This window comes from Methylobacterium sp. XJLW, from assembly GCF_003254375.1.
GTDB classification, from domain to species: domain Bacteria; phylum Pseudomonadota; class Alphaproteobacteria; order Rhizobiales; family Beijerinckiaceae; genus Methylobacterium; species Methylobacterium fujisawaense.
The window spans coordinates 3,801,093-3,821,349 of the sequence record NZ_CP016429.1 but is presented as its reverse complement, the minus strand read 5'-3'; the positions used below and the strand labels follow the sequence as shown (position 1 = coordinate 3,821,349).

Sequence of the window (20,257 nt, the reverse complement as noted above, 5' to 3'; positions counted from 1 at the left end):
GCCAGGATCTACGCTTCGTCACCGGATTTCGGCCAGAACACAACGATGTCGTCGTTGTCGACATCGATCCAATTGAAGTGCGTCTTCGGGTTGTCCTGACTGATGCTTTCGAAATGCGCGCTGTTGCACAGAACGTAGACCTCCCGCTCCGGCCCGTGGAAGCCGATATCGATCTCCAACTGGCGAAGGGCCGAGCGGAGGTCCGTATCGGACAGGTGTGCGCCCCGGAACTTCCGGCCAGCCACGTCCGGAAAGGCCGCGCTCCAGGCTGCCATGACCCGGGGATTGTCATACTGAACGACCGTGTCGGTTCCCACGATGCGGGATGGACTGTGATCCAGCCGGACATCCTCGCTCCAGTTGCGGTTGGCGGCGCCGATCGTCTTCGTCGTTTCCGGAGAGACGACAGGCGTCGTCGCCGTGACCGTCGCCATGGCCGCCGCGGCAATCTGGCTGCCGCGCCGATCCGGCGGATCGAACGGCATGACGTCGATCGCCCGGATCTGGGTTTCGGCCAGCGCGAAGACGGCGCCGGCCGCCTCCGGCGAGAGCGTGTAGATGGACCGGGGATCCGGTGCAGCCGAGACGGCGGCCGGCGCCGTCTTCGCTGTCGTCAGCCCGAGTTCTTCGGCGTGGTTCGCTTTCTGGGTGGCAGCCGTGACGGCAGCCAGGGGAGGTATGTAATCCATCGCGCGGTCTCCATCTCTTCGAGCCGATGCGCTCCCATCGCCGCTCAACGTGAGCGGCGTGCCTCAGCGTGCTGCGCCGGCAGACAGACGTGCCGGCGGTACAGCGGGCGAATGCCGTCCGGACCGGCAACCGGCGCGGCGACGCCCGGCAAGGCCGGGCCGAGCTGCGGTGTCGCCGCGCGGCGCGACCAAGCGCGTCAGCGGTCGCGCCTGCCGGGTCATGCCGTAGGCGGCCGGCGGCGCGGGGCGGCCCGTTCAGAACTGGACGCGCCGGTCCGTGATGCCGGTTAGGCGGAGTGGCGGGGATGCAAGCGGGAAACGCCTCGGCTCTCGGGCGCCACGCGGTCCTCATGACCACCGGCACCCAATCCGCGAGCTTCATGCTCCGTTAATTCTTACGTGCACTCAAACACTTGAAGGTGTCAAGTCTATTCTGGCCGTGCCCGCGCCTTTCCACGGTGTCGGCGACGATGTGCGAAGACAATAGGCCTGTAACGCAACAGGGTTTTCTATTTTTATACTGAAACATGGAGTGGATGACACGCAGTTCTCGGCGGTCATGCCAAGGCATGCCCCATCATGCCATGAGGCGTCCCGATTCACAGGATGCGCGGTGCGCCTGTGCCGTGGACACCCGGTGGATGCCATGCGGCGGTCCGCGGCCCGGTGATCGGGCGACCCGGTGGCCGGGGACGACGGTGCCTTTCGTCCGGCAAACACCGCCGATTCCCTCGTCCGATGGGTGGGCGAAGGCTGCGTTTGCCCGCAGCCCGCGGACATGCGAGAGAGGCCGAATGTTGACCGTCGATAGCCTCTGGCGCGCGCGGCACCGGCTCGCGCAGTTCGGGAAGAAGCGGACCGGATCGCCGCGCATCCTCGTGATCGGCGTCTGCCAAGCGGGGTCCATCGCCAAGACGATGCGCTACCTGCTGCCCGAGGCGCGGGTGGATTTCGTGTCGGCCTTTACGGCGGCCCGCCGGTTCCCGCGTCTCGCGGACCTGATGGCGCATGCGGACGGCTACGACCACGTCTTCAGCAGCATCTACCTGCCCCGGTTCAAGGGCGGCGGCACGATCGACACGCTGCGGACGCACCCGAAGGTGCGGTTGATCCCCACCATCGTGTTCAGCGCCTATCATCCGGATCTCGTCCATGTGGGCGTGCAGGATTCCGTCACGCTCAACGGCCTGATCTCGGGGCCGATGGGGCATTCGCACTCGGCGATCACGCTGTTCGCCTACCTCTCCGGATTCTCGCAGGCGCAGGCGCTGCGCCTGTTCTCCGAGCCGGTCTTCGAGCGCCTCGGGTATTTCAATCTCTGGGACGAGTCGGTTTCGTATCTGCGCGGGCTCGGCGTCCAGGCCGGGTACGATCTGGACACGCACCTCACGCGCTGGGCGCGCCGGGGCTGCTTCATGCACTCGATCAACCACACGAAGCTCTACGTCGTCGCCGACCTCGCCCGGGGCCTGCTGACCCGGGCCGGCGTACCGTTCGAGGAATGCGATCTCGACGCGTTCCTTCCGGACGATCTCGGCGGTCAGGGCAGCTGGCCGGTCTATCCGGAGATCGCCCAGCATTACGGCGTGCCCGGCAGCGCCCTGTTCTTCAAGGCGGAGACGCGCCGGTCCGGTCCCGCGCGCACGATGAGCCGGGCCGAGTTCGTCGCCGCCTCCTACGCGAATTACGACCGGCGCGAGCGCAAGCTTCTGATCTCGCAGCGTGTCCAGGGCTGGCTCAGCGACCCGCCGACGGTGGATTTCCTGCGTGAGGCCGCCGGGCGCGACGCGGCGCCGGCGCGGTCGGAGAGCCGGGCCCCGGCCCTGAGCGCCGGCAGCCTCGCCGGACACGCGTCTTAAGGTTCAGGCGGGCACTTCCCATCGGTCCCGGCGTTGTCGCGCACGGCCCGCGGCTGCGGGATGGACGTCGAGGTGGTTCGATGGGCTCTCAGTCCCGGCACAGCGCCGGTCGCTTCGCGGCCGCGGCGGCCCTGACGCTCGTCGGCTCGGCCGCGGCCCTGGCCGGCTGGAGCGGGCTCGCGGTGAACCGGCGGATGCGCCTGCCGCCCGCCCTGCCGGGGCGGCACGAACGGCTCCGGACCCGACGCGCCGGCGAGATCTCGCTCTACGGGTCGACCGAGGCCGAGGGCGTGCCGCTCCTGCTGATCCATTCCATCAACGCCGCGGCCAACGCCTACGAGGTGCGGCCGCTCTATCTGCGCTACCGCGGCACGCGGCCTGTCTACGCCCTGGACCTGCCGGGTTTCGGCTTCTCGGAACGGTCGCGCCGCTGGTACACGCCGCGGCTGATGGTGGAAGCGATCCACGCCGCGGTCGATGAGATCCGGCACCGGCACGGCGGCTGGGCGATCGATGCCCTGGCTGTCTCACTGTCGGCCTCGTATCTCGCGCGGGCCAGCCTGGAACGGTCGGATGCCTATCGCAGCCTCGCGCTGATCAGCCCGACGGGATTCGATGGGCGGCTCTCGGGGGACGGTCCCCCGGACGGTCATCGCGGCCGCGACTGGCTGCGCGACGCCCTCGACCGGCCGCCCCTGGGCCGGCCGCTGTTCGATGCCCTGGTCACGCGGCCGAGCATGCGCTTCTTCCTGCAGAAGACCTTCGGCTCGTCCGCCATCGACGAGGGTCTGCTCGCCTATGATTACGCGTCGGCGCACCAGCCCGGCGCCGAGCACGCCCCCTGGTGCTTCATCGCCGGTCACCTGTTCCCCACCGACGCGACGCGTCTCTACGAGCGCCTGCGCCTTCCGGTCTGGATGGTGCACGGCACGCGCGGCGACTTCGTCGATTACCGGCTGGCGCCGCGTGTCGCCGACCGGCCCAACTGGCGCGTCGAGACCCTGCCGACCGGCGCATTCCCGCATTTCGAGCAGCCGGCGGCGGTCGCGGCCGGCTACGACGCGTTCCTGGCGAGCATCATCCGGCTGCCGGCGGCTCGACCGGCGTGATCCGGTAGCGCAGCCACACCACGCCGTCGGAAAGGCGCTCGCAGGCCGTCAGGTCGAGCTTGCGGCGGCTGCCCATCGTGTCCGCCTCCTCGCCGGCGAAGTCGAACACCGCGGGCGTCCCGGTCAGGCCATCGACGGCGGGCACCAGGAGCAGGCTCAGTTCGTCGATGATCCCGGCTTTCAGCATCGAGCCGTTGATGTGGCCGCCGCCCTCGACGAGGAGCCGCTCGATCCCGAACAGCGTGCGCAGCTTCGTCGCCGCCAGGGCGAAGTCGACGGTCCGCTCGCCCGCGAACAGGTAGGACTGGCCGCCGGCCCGGAGCGCGCGCAGATGCGGATCCGGCACGGATTCGGTGAGCACCACCACCACATGGTCCCCCTCGATGGTATTGCGCGCGCCCCAATCCAGACGTCCGCGCGCATCGAGGGCCACGGCGTAGCCCGGCGCGTCGCGGCGGGCGACATGATCCGTCCGCGGGACCGGAACGCCGTCGTCCCGGACCGGCTCCGGCAACGGATCGGCGCTGTCGGCATAGCCCTGCATCGTCACGCGCCCGCACATCCAGGCATCGCCCTTCAGCTCGCCGTGGACGCGCTCGTAATGGCTGTCGGCATCCAGCGTCTTCCAGCGGCGCACCTTGATCCGGCCGTCGACCGACGAGGTCATGTGACAGATCACGTATGGGCGTTCGGCGGATGCCATGGACGATCCTCGATCAGCGCGCCGGGGCTCCCCCCGCGAACACCCGCGAAACTAGGCGGATCGTCCCTTCGGCCCAGGGCGGCGCGCGGGATCGAACGCCGCAGCGATCCGCGTCTGTGGACCCGGCGCGCCCCGGTCCGTAAGAATGCGGCGGCCGCCGGGAGCGGCGTCCGTGTTGGATTCCAATGATCGACCTGACCCTCGAGGCCGCCCGCACCATCGTCGACACCGCCCTGCGGGAGGCGCGGACACGGACTCTCAAGCCTCTGGCCGTCGTCGTCTACGATGCCCGCGGCGCCCTCAAGGCGGCCGCGGTCGAGGACGGGACCTCCCTGCGCCGGGCCGAGATCGCGAGCGGCAAGGCCAACGGCGCGCTGGCGCTGGGTCTCGGCTCCCGGGCGATCCACGCTCGGGCGGAGCAGCAGCCCTATTTCGTCGCCGCCGTGACCCATCTGGCCGGCCCCGCCGCCCTCGTGCCGGTGCCCGGCGGCGTGCTGATCCGGTCCGGTGAGGGACGGCTCCTCGGCGCGGTCGGCATTTCCGGCGACACCTCCGACAACGACGAGATCTGCGCGGTGGCCGGCATCGAAGCCGCCGGCCTGAAGCCGGAAACCGGCGCCTGACCATGCGCCTGCGTCGGCGCGACTGGCTGGCCGGCGCGATGGCCCTCTCGGCCGTGCCGCCCGCCCGCGCGGCCGAGGCGCTCTACCGCCGCGGCAACGACGCCGATCCCGAGACCCTCGACCCGCACCGCTCGTCCACGGTCGCGGAGGCGCATATCCTGCGCGACCTCGGCGACGGGCTGCTCACCTACGACAATTGCGGCGCCATCATCCCGGGCGCCGCACGCGCCTGGACCGTCTCGGACGACGGCGCGACCCTGCATTTCGACCTGCGGCCCGACGGTCGCTGGTCGAATGGCGAGCCGGTCACCGCGGAGGATTTCGTCTACTCGCTCCGCCGGATGCTCGATCCGGCCACGGCGGCGAAATACGCCGAGATCCTGTTCCCGATCCGCAACGCCGCCGCCGTGAACCGCGGCGAGAAGCCGGCCGACGCCCTGGGCGTGGTCGCGGAGGCGCCGCTGCGGCTCGCGATCACCCTGGAACAGCCGACGCCCTACATCCTGGAACTCCTCACCCATCAGACCGCCCTGCCGGTCCACCGCGCCTCGGTCGAACGCTACGGCGACAGTTTCACCCGGCCGGGAAACCTCGTGACGAACGGGCCCTATCGGCTCGCCGACCGCGTGCCGGGCGGCGCTATCACGCTGGAGGCCAACCCGCACCATCCGGATGCGGCGAGCCTCGCGATCCGCCGGGTCGCCTTCCTGCCGACGCCCGACATCGCATCGGCCGTGCGCCGCTACGCCGCCGGCGAGATCGACTCGCTCTCCGACCTGCCCGTCGACCAGATCGCCGACCTGCGTCGCCGTTTCGGAACACAGGTTGTGCTCGGACCCTTGCTGGGACTGGCGGCGCTGGTGGTGAACACCCGCAAGGCGCCGTTCTCGGACAGGCGCGTCCGACAGGCGCTGTCGCTCGTGATCGACCGGGAATACTTGGCCGACGGGCTCAACAGCGGCACCATGAGTCCCGCCTATTCCCTATGTCCGCCCGGCCTCGACAATTACCGGACGCCGCCCGAGACCGAGGGCCGCCGCGGCCTGCCGATCGACCACGAGGCGGAGGCGCGCCGACTGCTCGCCGAAGCGGGCTTCGGCCCGGACCGCCCCCTCACCCTGGAGTACCGGTTCAACATCAGCGACAACAACCGCACCGTCGCGGTGGCGCTCGGCGACATGTGGCGCGACCTCGGGATTAGGACCCGCTTCGTCTACACCGACGCCAAGACGCATTTCGCCCACCTGCGCGACGGCGGCGATTTCGACGTCGCCCGCATGAGCTGGCTCGCCGACTATTCAGACCCGCAGAACTTCCTGTTCCTGCTCCAGAGCGGAAATGACGGCATGAATGCCGGCCATTGGTCGGATGCCGCCTACGACACCCTGATGGCGCAGGCGGCCGCCGAGCGCGACCTCACCCGACGGGCCGGCCTGCTCTACGACGCGGAGGCCATCGCCCTGCGCGAACTGCCCTGGATCCCGCTGATGCATTACCGCTCCAAGGCGCTGATCGCGCCGCGGCTGCACGGCTACCATCCGAACCTGCGCAACGCCGCGCCGACGCGGTTCCTGAGGCTCGACGCGTGATCCGCTTCATCCTGCGCCGCCTGCTCCAGGCGGTGCCGACGCTGCTCGCCGTGGTGACCGTCAGCTTCTTCCTGATGCGGCTGGCCCCGGGCGGACCGTTCGACCTGGAGCGGCCGCTGGCGCCCGCCGCCATGGAGAACCTGCGCCGGGTGTACGGCCTCGACCGGCCGCTCGTCGCGCAGTTCGGCAGCTATCTCGCGGCGCTGGTGCGGGGCGACCTGGGCCCCTCCTTCGCGTTCCGCGACCAGAGCGTCCTGGATCTGATCGCCCGGGGCCTCCCGGTCTCCGCGACGCTGGGCGCCCTCGCCCTCGTGCTGGCCACCGCGCTCGGCGTCGGGCTCGGGATCGCGGCGGCGCTCCGGCGCGGCGGCGTCATCGATCGGCTCCTGGGCGTCGGTGCGGCCCTGACCCTCTCGCTGCCGAGCTTCGTGGTCGCGCCCCTGCTCCAGATCGCCTTCGGGCTGACGCTGCGCTGGCTGCCGCTGGGAGGCTGGAACGACGGCGCCCCGAGCCACCTGGTCCTGCCGGTCGTGACGCTGGCCCTGCCGCAGGTCGGTGCCCTGGCCCGGCTGACCCGGACCTCGCTGGCCGAGACCCTGCGGACGCAGCCGGTCCGCACCATGCGCAGCCTCGGCCTGCCGCCGGCCCGCGTCACCCGCCACGCCCTGCGGGGCGCGCTCCTCCCGGTTGTGGCCTATCTCGGGCCGCTGGCCGCGTCCCTGCTCACCGGCTCGGTGGTGGTGGAGACGATCTTCGGCCTGCCGGGGATCGGCCGCTACTTCGTCGAGGGCGCGCTCAACCGGGACTACACGCTGGTGATGGGCACGGTGCTGCTGGTCGCCGGACTGGTCATCGCCCTCAACCTCGCCGCCGACCTCGCCTGCGCATGGCTCGACCCGCGCCTCCGGGCGGCGTCTTGACCGTCACCGCCGCGGCTCCGGGGCCGGCCCGGCGCGCCGTTCTCCGCTTCGCCCGGGAACGCACCGCCGTGGCGGCCCTCGCCGTGCTGATCCTGATCGCCCTCGCCTGCCTGATCGGTCAGGGGCTCACCGGCCACGATCCGGAGCGCGCCTATCCGGACCTGCGTCAGCTCCCGGCCGGCCTCACCGCACAGCCCGATGCCGAGCATCTCCGGCCGGCGCTTGAGCGCCTCGCCTTCCGGATGCGGGTCCGGCTCGACGCAGTCGCACGCGACGGCGACACGCTGCGGCTCACCCTCGGGTCCGACGCGGGCGTCGATCGGCGCAGTCTGGCCTATCTGCCGCGCTCGGCGCTTTTCGGATCCCCCGACATCCTGGACGAGCGCGACGGCGGTCGGAGCCTCGTCGTCGCGGTGCCGATCCGGCGCCTGCACTTCCTCCTCGGCACCGACATCCAGGGCCGCGACCTGCTGACCCGCTGCCTTGTCGCCGGCCGGATCTCGCTGGCGATCGGGCTCGCCGCCAGCCTCGTCGCCCTGCTCATCGGCGTCGCCTACGGTGCCACCGCGGGTTTCATCGGGGGCGCCGTCGATGCCGTGATGATGCGCGGCGTCGACGTGCTGTACGCCCTGCCCTTCGTGTTCTTCGTGATCCTCCTGCTGGTGTTCTTCCGCCCGAGCCTGCTGCTCATGCTGGTGGCGATCGCCGCGGTGGAATGGCTCGACATGGCCCGGGTGGTGCGCGCCGTGACCCTGTCGCTGCGCGAGCGCGATTTCGTCCGCGCTGCACGGGCGCTCGGCCTCGGCACACCCCGCATCATCCTCCGGCACATCGTGCCCAACACCCTCGGTCCGGTGGCGGTGACCGCCACGCTGCTGGTGCCGCAGGTGATCCTGCTGGAGAGTTTCCTGTCCTTCCTCGGGCTCGGGGTGCAGGAGCCGCAGACGAGCTGGGGCGTCCTGATCGCCGAAGGCGCCCGTTCCATCGAGGGGGCGCCCCACATGCTCGCGGCCCCGGCCGCCTTCCTGATCGCGACCCTGGTGGCCCTCAACCTGATCGGCGACGGCCTAGCGGATGCGCTGGACCCCCGCGGAGACTGATGCCGCGGTCGGCGGCTTCCTCGACCTCAGCCCAGCTGCCGGATCGGGGCACCGGCGAGCCAGGCTTCGATGTCCTCGACGGCCTGGGTGAAGAACGTCCGGTAATTGTTGCGCGACACGTAGCCGAGATGCGGCAATGCCAGCACGTTCGGCAGGCGGCGGAACGGGCTGTCAACTGGCAGCGGCTCGGTCTCGAAGACGTCGAGGCCCGCGCCGGCGATCCAGCCCTCGTCCAGGGCCCGCACCAGGGCGTCCTGATCGATGATCGGCGCCCGTGAGGTGTTCACGAGGAACGCGTCGCGCCGCATGCGGCGCAACTCGGCCGGCCCCAGGAGGCCGCGCGTCCGATCGCCCAGCACGAGGTGGATCGTGACGATATCGCTCGCCTCCAGCAGCGCCTCCTTCGAGGCTGCCCGCTCGACCCCCGCGGCGGCCGCGCGGGCCTCATCGAGGTTCGGGCTCCAGGCGATCACCCGCATGCCGAAGGATCGCCCGATCTGGGCCACCCGCGTCCCGATCTTGCCGAGCCCGAGAATGTCGAGGGTGGCGCCCGCGAGATCGGTTCCGATCGTGCTCTGCCAGGGCCCCCCCTCGCGCATGGCCCGGCCCTCAGACGCCACGTGACGCGCCAGTCCAAGGATCAGCGCCCAGGTCAGCTCCGTCGGCGGCGTCGGACTCGAATCCGTGCCGCAGACGACCACGTTGCGCGCCCGGGCGGCCGCAAGGTCGATCGCGAGGTTGCGCATGCCGCTGGTGACGAGCAGCTGAAGCCGGGGCAGCCGCTCCAGCAGGGCTGCGGGGAACGGCGTGCGCTCCCGCATGATCACAAGGATCTCCGCCTGCGCGATCCGCGCCACGAGGGCATCCGCATCCGGAATGTGCTCGGCGATGGCCGAGACGGCGACGTGATCGGCGAGGCGAGTCCAGTCTGTGAGCGCGAGGGCTGCCTGCTGGTAATCGTCGAGGATGAGGCAGGTGCGCATGGCGATGGGGTAGGCCTCGGTGGGCAGAGCGTCAACGAAGTCCGATCGATGACACGACGTCGGCTCTTCGAAACTGCGCCGCGGTCAAGCGAGCCCGTCACGCCACGACCGCGCCGTCCAGCCCGGAGCCCGGGATCGACCAGGCCTTCGGGGCGGGCGGCCAGTATGAGAGATCCCCCCTGTCGGGGCTCTCCCGACATTCGGCCGGCGGGATCGCGGAGGAGACGCGGACGGCTCCTAGGCCTCGGCCAATGCTGCGAACGCCACCGCGACGCCGGCGGCGCCGGGATCCTGAATACCGACGAGATCGCCCATAGCCAGGTAGCTCGAGCGGCCGGCGCCGGCGCGGGTCATGCGGGCCGTGGCTTCGGCACCGGCTCGGGCCGCCGCCGCGGCGGCGGTCAGGTCTCCACTCCTCAAGGCCTCGACGGCGGGAATCAGCGCGTCGAGCAGGGTGCGGTCGCCGGCCTGAGCGCCGCCATGGTTCTGGACGCGCGCGACGCCCTGCCCGAGCGCCGTGGGCCATGCGGCCCCGTCGGCAAGGGCCGAGGCCGTCGCGGCGAAGAAGATCGAGCCGAGCACACCGCTCGATCCGCCGACGGCGCGGCCGATCCGCTCGGCCAGGGCCCGGCACAGGGCGGCCGGATCGGCTAGCGGCAGTCGGTCGAACTCAGCCCGTACGGCGCGCGCGGCCCCCGCGAAGGTCGTCCCTGCATCGCCATCGCCGACCTTGGCATCGAGACCGTTGAGGGTCTCCTCAGCCTCGATCAGCGCCTTTGTGACGGCAGCGATGCGAGCCCCCGTGACGGCGTCGTGCGACGGTGTGAAAGTCTCACCCGCAAGCCCCTCCGGCACCGGCCGTAGGATCGGCGGCGCGATCCGGACTGCCGCCGGCCAGGCCGCGACCGGCACGGGCTCCGACAGGGCCCGCTCCAGCGCATCGTCGAGCGGGAGGACCGACAGCGAGGCGCCGTGCATGTCCAGCGCCGTCATCAGCGGCGCCGGACCGAGCAGCAGACGGACGCGCCGGCCCAGATCGGTGGCGAGCACCGCCCGCGTGAGGATCTGCATCTCCAGGGCTGAGGCGGAGCCGAGATTGTTCACAAGGAGGGCCAGACGGTCGGCACCCGCGATCGCCCGCGAAAGCTTGTCGGCCATCATGTGGGCGAGATCGCTGGCCCTCGGCAGGGTGATGCGTTCCACGCCCGGCTCCCCGTGGATGCCGAGGCCGAGCTCGGCCTGACCCTCCGCCAATCGCTCGCTGCGCGGCGAACCGGGGATCGTGCAGGTCGAGACCGCGATGCCGAGCGACTTCGCCGCTTCGGCCGCCCGGCGGGCAAGCGCCGCAACGGTTTCGAGCGATTCCCCGGCTTCCGCAGCATGACCCGCCGCCTTGTGGACGAACAGCGTTCCGGCGACGCCGCGCGGCTGCTTGGCATCCGGCAGGGCGATGTCGTCGGCGACGATCACGGTCTCGACCTTATGGCCCAGCGCCCGGGCCCGCTCGGCGGCGAGACCGAAATTCAGCCGGTCGCCCGCATAGTTCTTGATCACGAGCAGGCAGCCGGCGGGTCCCGTCACCGCGAGGATCCCGGCCAGCACCGCGTCGACGCTCGGCGAGGCGAAGACGTCCCCGCAGACGGCCGCGCTCAGCAGACCCGGCCCCACGAAACCGGCATGGGCCGGCTCGTGACCGGAGCCGCCACCGGAAACCACCGCGACCTTTCCGGGCTCCGGGACGGCGCGCAGGATCACGCGGATCCCGGGATCGCCCTCGAGCCGCGCAAGGCGCCCGCCGCTGGCTGCCAGCAGGCCGTCGAGGGCGTCGTTGACCAGGGTTGCGCGGGCGTCGATGACATGGGCCATGGCGTGACCTTCGATGGGGCGGTCACCGATTCTGGGTCGGCGGATCCGCACGCAGTGTCGGCGCAATCCGGTCGCCCAGGCAACGGCCTCGTCACGCCGTTCGCGATGATGGAGGCGTCGAGCCGGCCTCCGTCACTCCTTCACGGCGCCTGTGAGCGCCGACACGTAGTACTCGACGAAGAACGAGTAGAGGATCACCAGCGGCAGCGAGCCGAGCAGCGCGCCGGCCATCAGCGAGCCCCACTTGTAGACGTCGCCGTCCACGAATTCGCTCACGACGGCGATGGGCACCGTCTTGTTCTGTGTCGAGGACAGGAAGGTCAGCGCGTAGATGAACTCGTTCCAGCACAGCGTCAGAGAGAAGATCCCGGCCGAGATCAGCCCCGGGAAGGCCAGCGGCAGGATGATCTTGGTGAGGATCTGCCACCGGCTGGCGCCGTCCATCAGCGCGCATTCCTCCAGCTCGTACGGGATGGTCTTGAAGTAGCCCATCAGGAGCCACGTCGAGAACGGGATCAGGATCGTCGGGTAGGCGAGGATGAGGGCGATCGGCGAGTCGAACAGGCCGTAGGCCTGCACGATCGTGGCCAGCGGGATGAACAGGATCGAGGGCGGCACGAGGTAGGCGAGGAAGATCGCCGCGCCGACCCAGCCCGCGCCCCGGTAGCGCACGCGGACGCAGGCATAGGCGGCGAGCACGCTGGCGAACAACGACAGCACGGTCGCCGCCACCGACACGTACATCGTGTTCCAGAGCCAGCGCGGATACTGCGTCTCGAACAGCAGCTTGTGAATGTGCTTGAACGTCGGATCCACGACCCAGAACGGGTTGAACCGCTCCATGTCGATCAGCTGCTCGTCCGGTTTGATGGCCGTCAGCGCCATCCAGTAGAACGGGAACAGCAGCACGGCGAGGATGACGAGGAGCGGCAGGTAGGTGGTCACGAGCCGCCGGGGCAGGCGCTCGAGATAGGCCATCCCCTCCGAATTGTCGGTGAGCCCGGCCGGTCGCGCCTCCATCACGGGGGCGAGGTGCGGGTCGACGTGGGCGGGCGGTGCGGGCGCGCTCATCGGTCGGACTCCCCGGCCTGCCAGGCCCGGCGCTGCAGGCCGAACCACGAGATTCCGATGGCCGCGAGCAGGAACGGCACCATGGCGGTGGCGATGGCGGCGCCCTCCCCCAGGGTCCCCGAGAGGATGCCCCGCTGGTACGAGAGCGTCGCCATCAGGTGCGTGGCGTTGACCGGTCCGCCGCGGGTCATGGCCCAGATCAGCTGGAAATCGGTGAAGGTGAACAGCACCGAGAAGGTCATCACCACGGCGATGATCGGTGTCAGCAGCGGAAGCGTGATCCGCGAGAAGATCTGCCAGTTCGAGGCGCCGTCGAGGGTCGCGGCCTCGTAGAGGGACGGCGAGACCGTCTGCAGGCCGGCGAGCAGCGTGATGGCGATGAACGGCACGCCCCGCCAGATATTGGCGAAGATCACGCAGGCTCGCGCCATCGCTGGATCACCGAGGAAGTCGATGTTGCCGTCGATGACGCCGAGATGGCGCAACGACCAGGATATGATCGAGAACTGACTGTCGAAGATCCACCAGAACGCGATGGCCGAGAGCACGGTGGGGACCACGAACGGGATCAGCACGATCGAGCGGATGATCGCCTTGAACGGCATGTTCTTGTTGAGCAGCAGGGCGAGATAGAGCCCGATGCCGAACTTCACCACCGAGGCCACCGCCGTATAGAGGCAGGTGTTGAACACCGAGAGCCAGAAGACGTCGTCGTCCCAGAGCCACGCGTAGTTCTCCAGGCCGATGAACACGCCCTCGCGGCCGATCCGCGCGTTGGTGAAGGACAGCCAGATGCCCTTCAGCAGCGGATAGGCTAGGAACAGGCCGAGGATCAGCGCCGTCGGCAGCATGAACCAGAAGCCCGCCCAGCCGCGGCTCGCGCGCAGGCGCTGCCAGCCCGAGCGGATCGGGACAGCGACTGGCGCCGGCTCTGTCAGTGCGGAATGCGCCATGGTCTCGCCTCCGGCAGCCGCGCTCAGGTGTTCCGGAAGATGCGGGTCGCTGCGCGTTCGGCGTTCTTGATCGCGCCCTTCACGTCCTCACGGCCGGTGCAGTGGCTCGCGAACATGTCGACGATCACGAAGTCGGCGAGCACCGCGGCGATGCGCTCGCTGACCGGTGCGAGGCCGCCAGCCGCGAGGGAGCGCCGGCCGGCCTCGGCGAAGACCGCGTTCTTCGGGTCGCTCGTCCAGATCGGGTTCTTGGGGTAGTTCGACAGCGGCTCGCACAGGTAGCCCTGCGCCGCTTCGAGCCAGGGATTGTAGTTCGCTGCCTCCATCATGAAGCTGATGAAGGCCTTACAGGCGTTCGGCACCTTCGAGTATTTGAAGGCCAGGATCGGGAAGGCGAGCTGGAACTCGGTGGGCTTGCCGGCGGGGCCGATCGGCCAGACGGCGTGGTCCATGTCCTCGGCGAGCTTCGGGTTGTCCTTCTTGGCCGCGGCGTAGATCGAGATGCCGTTGTTGGTGAGGTACAGGTCGCCGGCGAGGAACGCCTTGTTGTTCGACGAGTCGTTCCACGACACCGTGCCGGGCACGAAGGTCTCGTAGAGGGATTTGACGTATTCCAGCGCCTTGGCGGTCTCGGGCGAGTTGATCACGATCTTCTCGTTGGCGTCCACGAGGTTGGCGCCGTGGGACCAGAGGGCCCAGTGGCACCACGTGTTGCCGTCGCCCGTGGCGTGACCCAGCGCGAAGCCCGCCGGCGTGTTGTTCTTCTTCAGGCCCCGACAGAGTTCGAGGAATCCGGCCGTGTCGGTGGGGAACTTGTCGAAACCGGCCTTCTTCATCGCTGAGATGCGGTAGTTCGGATAGCCGCCGTTGAAGGCGACGGGGATCGCGATCCACTTGCCCTTGACCTTGCCGTAGGCCTCCGCCGACGGGAACCAGGGCCCGTATTTCTTGGCGAGCGCGTCCGCCACGTCCTCCAGCGGCAGGCACTTGTCGGGGAAGAGTGCCGGGAACGAGAACAGGCCCCAGACCATGTCGGGGCCCTGTCCGGTATTGGCGGCCACCGATGCCTTGGGCTGGATGTCGTCGAAGGATTCGTTGGTCACCGTGACCTTGACGCCCGTCGCCTTGGTGAAGGCGTCGACCATCTTCATGAACGCCTCGTCCTCGCTCGGCACGAAGCGCTTCCAGCGCAGGAGCGACAGGCTGGCGCCGGGCTCGGGCTTCCACTCGGTGCTCTGCGCCCAGGCCCGGGCGAAGCCGAGGAGGTCGCCGCCGGCGAGGCCGGTCGCAGCGGCACCGGCGAGGAGGGAACGGCGGTCGAGAACGGGCATCGGTTCTTCTCCCTCAGTGAATCTGCTTCAGGTGCGCGCCGCGCGCGCGCCCGCATCGGCCCCGATGCAGGTCAGTTCGGCAGGCGACGGCCGGTCTCGGCGTCGAAGAAATGCACGCGGTTCGGACGCAGGGAGACGGTCTCGCCCGGCCGCTCGCGCACGCGCTCGCGCAGCACGCAGGTGAGCTCCTGGCCGAGGGCCCGGACCGCCAGCATGGTCTCGGATCCGGTCGGCTCCACGACCACCACCTCGGCGGCGATCCCGTCGGATGCGAGGTCGAAATGCTCGGGCCGGACGCCCAGGATGAGGGGGCGTCCCTCGACGCCGGAGGGGGCGTCGGCAAGCGGGATCGTCAGGCCGGTCTCGGTGGTGAAGGTGAGACGTCCGTTCGCCCGGACCTTCCCGGGCACGAAATTCATGGCCGGCGAGCCGATGAAGCCCGCGACGAACAGGTTGTCGGGCCGGTCGTAGAGTTCGAGGGGCGGCCCGATCTGCTCCACGACCCCGTCGTGCATCACCACGATCCGGTCGGCCATGGTCATCGCCTCGATCTGGTCGTGGGTGACGTAGATGGTCGTCGTCTTCAGGCGCTGGTGCAGCTCCTTGATCTCGGTGCGCATCGCCACGCGCAGCTTGGCGTCGAGATTCGAGAGCGGCTCGTCGAACAGGAACACCTGCGGGTCGCGCACGATCGCCCGGCCCATGGCGACGCGCTGGCGCTGGCCGCCTGAGAGCTGGCGCGGGTAACGGTCGAGCAGGTGGGTGAGACCGAGGATCTGCGCCGCCTTGTTCACGCGCAGGTCGATCTCGGAGGCCGCGGCCTTCCGGATCCGCATCGAGAACGCCATGTTCTCGCGGACCGTGAGATGCGGGTAGAGCGCGTAATTCTGGAACACCATGGCGATGTCCCGCTCCTTCGGCGGAACATCATTCACGACGCGCTCGCCGATCCGGATTTCGCCGCCGGAGATATTTTCCAGCCCGGCGATCATCCGCAGAAGCGTCGATTTTCCGCACCCCGACGGACCGACCAGGATCACGAATTCCCCGTCCCGGATGTCCACGGACACGCCGTGCAGGACGTTCGTCGACCCGAAAGCCTTGCGAACCTCGCGGATTCCCACCGAGGCCATGCTTCCTCCCGATCAAGGCCGCTCTATCGGCGGCTCTAGGGCGGCAGTACAAAGGAGGGGCCGGGGGAAAGCAAGCGGGGACCTGGGTAAAGCTACAGATAATCTTCGTTCTGTCAGGCGACGCGATCTGTACCCGTGACGAGGGCGCCGCGGTGAAACCAACCGTCGCGTCTCGGCGCGCCGGGGATGGTATGGGACCGCGATCCGGCCTCGCTGCCGGCAGGCCGATCCGGAATCGTGGCACCGAACCCCCGTCGCAGCGGGCTGCCCGGTTCCCGGACATCCGAGAGAGGTGAGCGCATGTCGTCATCGGGTCTGACTGCACGGGAGATCCTCCCCGCCGACGGATGCCGTGGCGCGCTCGTGGGCCGGGTCTGGCGTCCCGATGCGGCCGGGCCGAGCGTCGTGGCGATCCGCGCCGATTCCGTGGGTGAGGCTCGCGTCGTCGACATCACCGCGGCCTTCCCGACGGTCAGCGACCTGTGCGAGGCGCGCGACCCGGGAACGGCCCTGCGCGGCGCGGCGGGCGAGGATCTCGCAAGCCTGGACGCCATCTTGGCGAACACGCCGCCGGACGACCGCGACCCGGCCCGGCCCTGGCTCCTCGCACCGGTGGATCTGCAGGCGCTCAAGGCGGCCGGCGTGACCTTCGCCACCTCCATGCTGGAGCGGGTCATCGAGGAGCGCGCCCGGGGCGATCTCGCCGCCGCTGCGGCGATCCGTGCCGAGGTCGAGCGCTTGGTCGGCCACGACCTGCGTCGGCTGAAGCCCGGATCGCCCGAGGCCACGGCGCTCAAGGCGGTGCTGGTCGCGCAAGGGGCCTGGAGCCAGTATCTCGAGGTCGGCATCGGCCCCGATGCCGAGATCTTCACCAAGGCACAGCCGCTCTCGGCGGTGGGGTGCGGCGCGGATGCGGGCCTGCACCCGGATTCGCGCTGGAACAATCCCGAACCCGAAGTGGCCCTCGCCATCGCCTCCGACCAGCGAATCGTCGGCGCGACCCTCGCCAACGACGTGAATCTGCGCGACTTCGAAGGGCGATCGGCGCTGCTCCTCGGCAAAGCCAAGGACAACAACGCCTCCTGCGCCGTCGGCCCGTTCCTCCGCCTGTTCGACGACACGTTCGGTCTCGACGATGTCCGCCGGACCACGGTGACCCTCGAGGTCACCGGGACGGATGGCTTCCGGCTTGAGGGCACCTCGCCGCTCGCCGAGATCAGCCGCGATCCGGAGGAACTCGCGGAGGCGCTCATGGGGCGCACGCACAATTACCCGGATGGGGCCCTGCTCCTCCTCGGCACGATGTTCGCGCCGATCCAGGACCGGCACGGGCCCGGCCTCGGCTTCACCCATGCCGAGGGCGACCGCGTCGTGGTGGCGAGCCCGGAGCTCGGCAGCCTCGTCAACCGCATGCGCCCCTGCGACGCCTGCGAGCCCTGGACGTTCGGCGCCCGCGCACTGATGCGAAACCTCGCGGCGCGGAAGATTCTATGAGAGAGCGTCGCGCGGAGTGCCGCCCGACGCGGCGACCAGACCAAGCCTGAGATGATGCTGATGACCGACGCCGCCTTCCTCGACCGCCTCGCCGCGATCGTCGGACCGTCCGGCCTCGTCACGGGCGCGGAGCTCCGCGGGCGCTCGGCCAACTGGACGCGCCCGGCCGAGCCTTGCGCCGCTCTGGCACTCGTTCGACCCCGCAGCACGCAGGAGACCAGCGCGGTCATGGCAGCGTGCCACGAATCCGGCGTCGCCGTGGTGCCCCGCGGCGGAGCCACCGGCCTCGTCGACGGGACGCTCTGCCAGCCTGACGAGATCACGCTGTCGACGGAGCGGATGACCGGCATCGAGCCGGTGGATCCGCTGGGCATGACGGTGGTGGTCGGGACCGGCGCCACCATCGAGAGCGTGCAGGACGCGGCCTCGGCGGCCGGGCTGTTCTTTCCCCTGGACCTCGGCGCCCGCGGCTCGGCGACCATCGGCGGCGCGATCTCGACCAATGCCGGGGGCCTGCGCGTCCTGCGCTACGGCATGATGCGGGAGATGGTGCTCGGCCTGGAGGCCGTGCTCGCCGACGGCACCGTGGTGTCGTCCATGCGCCCCCTCATCAAGAACAACACCGGGCTCGACCTGAAGCAGCTGTTCCTCGGCACCGAAGGCACGCTGGGCATCGTCACGCGGGCCGTCCTGCGCCTGCGCCCCGAGCCGGCCGGCTACGCGACGGCACTCATCGCCTGCCCGGGGGTGGATGACGGCGCGCGGGTGCTGCGGGCAGCTCAAAGCGCCTTCCAGGGACGCGTGTCCTCCTTCGAGGGGCTGTGGCCGGATTTCTACCGCCTGATGACGGCAGCCGGACGGGCGACTCCGCCCCTCGGCCATGACTATCCGTTCTACGCGATCATCGAGATCGAGTGCGTCGTCGAGGAATCTGACCGTTTTCTGAGCCTCCTCGAAGGGCTGATGGGCGAAGGCACGATCCTCGACGCCGCTGTCGCCGCCTCGGAGGAGCAGCGCCGGGGCATGTGGCGCATCCGCGACCGCGTGGAGCATCTGAATGCCGACGGGATCGAACGCGCTTTCGACGTCAGCGTGCCGCTGTCGCGGATGGATGGCTACGTCCGCGGAGCGCTCGACCGGCTCGCGGCAATCCCGGGCTGCCGGGCCGTCGTCTATGGGCATATCGGCGACAACAACCTGCACTGGAACACGACCCGCCTCGACGTCGCCGGCAACGCCGCCATCGACGCGGCGATCTACGAGCCCCTCGCGGAGCTGAACGGCTCCGTCTCGGCAGAGCACGGGATCGGGCTGGAGAAGCGGAGCAAGCTGAAACTGTCGCGCTCGCCTGAGGAGATCGCCGTGATGCGGATGGTCAAGCGGGCGCTCGATCCGGACGGGCGGTTGAATCCGGGCAAGATCTTCTGAGCGATCGCCCGTGGCAACCCGGCTGGCTGTCCGCCTCACGCCGCGTGGCGGCCGCGACGCGGCGGAGGGCTGGGCACGGGACGAGAAGGGCCAGCCCTACCTGAAGGCGCGCGTCGCGGCGCCACCGGTGGAGGGTGCCGCCAACGAGGCCCTCGTGGCGATGATCGCCAAGGCGCTCAAGGTCGGACGCCGCTCGGTCCGCATCGTCGCCGGCGATCAGAGCCGGTTGAAGATCCTGGAGATCGACGGCGTCATCGAGGCGGATCTCGAACGGGTGTTCGGTCAGCCTTGAGAGGCTGCCGACCCGGCTTTTGCGCGGAGCGGGAACATCCAGCCGGGCACGCTCGCCGATGGCTCGCTCCGCTGAGCGGCTTTGCCCTGGTCGCCAGGAGGGCCCGGGCTCGCGAAACCCCGCGGCGGGGGACAGTGCGCTTCGCCAATCGCGACGCACTGTCCCGATTCGCAGGACGCGCTGTCAGAACGCGACCTTGTCGCCGCCCTTCAGCGCCAGCATCTCGCGCGCCTCATCGGGCGACGCGACGGCGAGGCCGAGCCCCTCGATGATCGACCGGACGCGGCGCACCTGCGCGGCGTTGGTCTCGGCGAGCTTGCCGGGCCCGTCCCACAGGCTGTCCTCGAGGCCGACGCGGACGTTGCCGCCCATCGCGGCCGCCATGGCGGCGATGTTCATCTGATTGCGACCCGCCCCGAGCACCGACCAGCGGTACTGATCGCCGAACAGCCGATCGGCGGTGCGCTTCATGTGCATCACGTCGTCGGGATGCGCGCCGATCCCGCCCTGCAGTCCGAACACCGTCTGGATGAACAGCGGCGCCTGCACGAGGCCGCGGTCGAAAAAGTATTTCAGATTGTAGAGATGCGCGGTGTCGTAGCACTCGAACTCGAATTTCGTCCCGTTCGGACCGCAGGTCGTCAGGATGTGCTCGATCTGGCCGAAGGTGTTGCGGAAGATGATGTCCTTGTTGCCGAGATAGTCCCGCTCCCACTGATGCTTCAGGTCCTTGAAGCGGTCGAGCATCCCGAACAGGCCGAAATTCATCGAGCCGAGGTTCAGGGAGGCGACCTCCGGCTGAAAGGTCGCGGCCGGGCGCACCCGCTCCTCGATCGACATGGTCGGCGCGCCGCCGGTGGTGATGTTCACCACGCAGTTCGAGCGCTGCTTGATCACCGGCAGGAACTTGGCGAAGGCCTCGGGTGTCTGGTCGGGCTGGCCGTTCACCGGATTGCGGGCATGCAGATGCACGATGGCGGCGCCGGCCTCGGCGGCGCCGATGGCGGCGTCGGCGATCTCCTCAGGCGTCACGGGCAGGTGCGGCGACATGCTGGGCGTGTGGATCGCGCCCGTCACCGCGCAGGTGATGATGACTTTCCGCTGTGAGGCCATG

At 69.8% G+C, this 20,257-nt stretch carries 18 protein-coding genes; 9 read left to right on the top strand and 9 right to left on the bottom strand.

The genetic code is table 11. The annotated features are described in order from the left end of the window. Positions 1–8 precede the first annotated feature (8 nt). Positions 9–737, bottom strand: a complete 729-nt coding sequence (locus A3862_RS17715; protein ID WP_236961363.1) for a hypothetical protein — start codon at positions 735–737, stop codon at positions 9–11. Positions 738–1,483: 746 nt separating this feature from the next. Between A3862_RS17715 and A3862_RS17710 the strand changes: the two genes are divergently transcribed. Continuing rightward, on the top strand, positions 1,484–2,548 hold the full coding sequence (locus A3862_RS17710; protein WP_043758069.1) for a WcbI family polysaccharide biosynthesis putative acetyltransferase: 1,065 nt from the start codon (positions 1,484–1,486) through the stop codon (positions 2,546–2,548). Between the two features lie 80 nt (positions 2,549–2,628). Then, complete coding sequence (locus A3862_RS17705; RefSeq protein WP_043758072.1) at positions 2,629–3,657, top strand: alpha/beta fold hydrolase; 1,029 nt, start codon at positions 2,629–2,631, stop codon at positions 3,655–3,657. Here the strand turns inward: A3862_RS17705 and A3862_RS17700 are convergent. Further along, positions 3,626–4,360, bottom strand: coding sequence for a dihydrofolate reductase family protein (locus tag A3862_RS17700; RefSeq protein ID WP_043758075.1), 735 nt, complete (start codon positions 4,358–4,360; stop codon positions 3,626–3,628). The genes A3862_RS17705 and A3862_RS17700 overlap by 32 nt on opposite strands. A gap of 185 nt (positions 4,361–4,545) precedes the next feature. Here A3862_RS17700 and A3862_RS17695 point away from each other — a divergent pair, with 185 nt between their 5' ends. The 4 genes from A3862_RS17695 to A3862_RS17680 are packed head-to-tail and all read left to right on the top strand — an operon-like array spanning position 4,546 to position 8,592. Beyond that, positions 4,546–4,983: a GlcG/HbpS family heme-binding protein gene (locus A3862_RS17695; protein ID WP_043353228.1), complete on the top strand. Its 438-nt coding sequence runs from the start codon at positions 4,546–4,548 to the stop codon at positions 4,981–4,983. Positions 4,984–4,985: 2 nt separating this feature from the next. Beyond that, the gene (locus tag A3862_RS17690; RefSeq protein WP_043758077.1) at positions 4,986–6,572 is read left to right on the top strand and encodes a peptide ABC transporter substrate-binding protein; all 1,587 of its coding nucleotides are present in this window, start codon (positions 4,986–4,988) and stop codon (positions 6,570–6,572) included. After that, positions 6,569–7,492 (top strand): ABC transporter permease, encoded by a 924-nt coding sequence (locus A3862_RS17685; protein ID WP_043758079.1) that lies wholly within the window; start codon positions 6,569–6,571, stop codon positions 7,490–7,492. The genes A3862_RS17690 and A3862_RS17685 overlap by 4 nt, the downstream gene beginning before the upstream one ends. Beyond that, positions 7,459–8,592: an ABC transporter permease gene (locus A3862_RS17680; protein WP_442919043.1), complete on the top strand. Its 1,134-nt coding sequence runs from the start codon at positions 7,459–7,461 to the stop codon at positions 8,590–8,592. The genes A3862_RS17685 and A3862_RS17680 overlap by 34 nt, the downstream gene beginning before the upstream one ends. A gap of 26 nt (positions 8,593–8,618) precedes the next feature. On the opposite strand, the gene A3862_RS17675 is transcribed toward A3862_RS17680, so the two are convergent. The 6 genes from A3862_RS17675 to A3862_RS17650 all read right to left on the bottom strand — a co-directional run bounded on the left by A3862_RS17675 (position 8,619) and on the right by A3862_RS17650 (position 15,929). Next, positions 8,619–9,575: a D-2-hydroxyacid dehydrogenase family protein gene (locus tag A3862_RS17675; RefSeq protein ID WP_205782296.1), complete on the bottom strand. Its 957-nt coding sequence runs from the start codon at positions 9,573–9,575 to the stop codon at positions 8,619–8,621. Positions 9,576–9,812: 237 nt separating this feature from the next. Beyond that, the gene (locus A3862_RS17670; protein WP_111473853.1) at positions 9,813–11,441 is read right to left on the bottom strand and encodes a dihydroxyacetone kinase subunit DhaK; all 1,629 of its coding nucleotides are present in this window, start codon (positions 11,439–11,441) and stop codon (positions 9,813–9,815) included. A gap of 132 nt (positions 11,442–11,573) precedes the next feature. Beyond that, a complete protein-coding gene (locus tag A3862_RS17665; RefSeq protein ID WP_043353258.1) occupies positions 11,574–12,461 on the bottom strand; it encodes a carbohydrate ABC transporter permease in 888 nt (295 codons plus the stop codon). Between the two features lie 47 nt (positions 12,462–12,508). Next, entirely contained in the window at positions 12,509–13,465 is a 957-nt protein-coding gene (locus tag A3862_RS17660) for a carbohydrate ABC transporter permease (protein ID WP_043353236.1), read from the bottom strand. A 23-nt stretch (positions 13,466–13,488) separates the two neighbouring features. Next, positions 13,489–14,796, bottom strand: a complete 1,308-nt coding sequence (locus A3862_RS17655) for an ABC transporter substrate-binding protein (RefSeq protein WP_043353238.1) — start codon at positions 14,794–14,796, stop codon at positions 13,489–13,491. Positions 14,797–14,867: 71 nt separating this feature from the next. Beyond that, positions 14,868–15,929 carry an ABC transporter ATP-binding protein gene (locus A3862_RS17650; RefSeq protein WP_043380019.1) on the bottom strand — a complete coding sequence of 354 codons (1,062 nt, stop codon included), beginning with the start codon at positions 15,927–15,929 and terminating at the stop codon, positions 14,868–14,870. Positions 15,930–16,229: 300 nt separating this feature from the next. Between A3862_RS17650 and A3862_RS17645 the strand changes: the two genes are divergently transcribed. The 3 genes from A3862_RS17645 to A3862_RS17635 are packed head-to-tail and all read left to right on the top strand — an operon-like array spanning position 16,230 to position 19,143. Continuing rightward, positions 16,230–17,423 (top strand): fumarylacetoacetate hydrolase family protein, encoded by a 1,194-nt coding sequence (locus tag A3862_RS17645; RefSeq protein WP_043758084.1) that lies wholly within the window; start codon positions 16,230–16,232, stop codon positions 17,421–17,423. Positions 17,424–17,483: 60 nt separating this feature from the next. After that, positions 17,484–18,851 (top strand): FAD-binding oxidoreductase, encoded by a 1,368-nt coding sequence (locus A3862_RS17640; RefSeq protein ID WP_236961361.1) that lies wholly within the window; start codon positions 17,484–17,486, stop codon positions 18,849–18,851. Between the two features lie 10 nt (positions 18,852–18,861). Then, on the top strand, positions 18,862–19,143 hold the full coding sequence (locus A3862_RS17635) for a DUF167 family protein (protein ID WP_043758086.1): 282 nt from the start codon (positions 18,862–18,864) through the stop codon (positions 19,141–19,143). A gap of 183 nt (positions 19,144–19,326) precedes the next feature. Here the strand turns inward: A3862_RS17635 and A3862_RS17630 are convergent, their stop codons facing one another. Continuing rightward, positions 19,327–20,256 carry a 3-keto-5-aminohexanoate cleavage protein gene (locus A3862_RS17630; RefSeq protein ID WP_043380028.1) on the bottom strand — a complete coding sequence of 310 codons (930 nt, stop codon included), beginning with the start codon at positions 20,254–20,256 and terminating at the stop codon, positions 19,327–19,329. Between the last annotated feature and the right edge of the window lies 1 nt (position 20,257).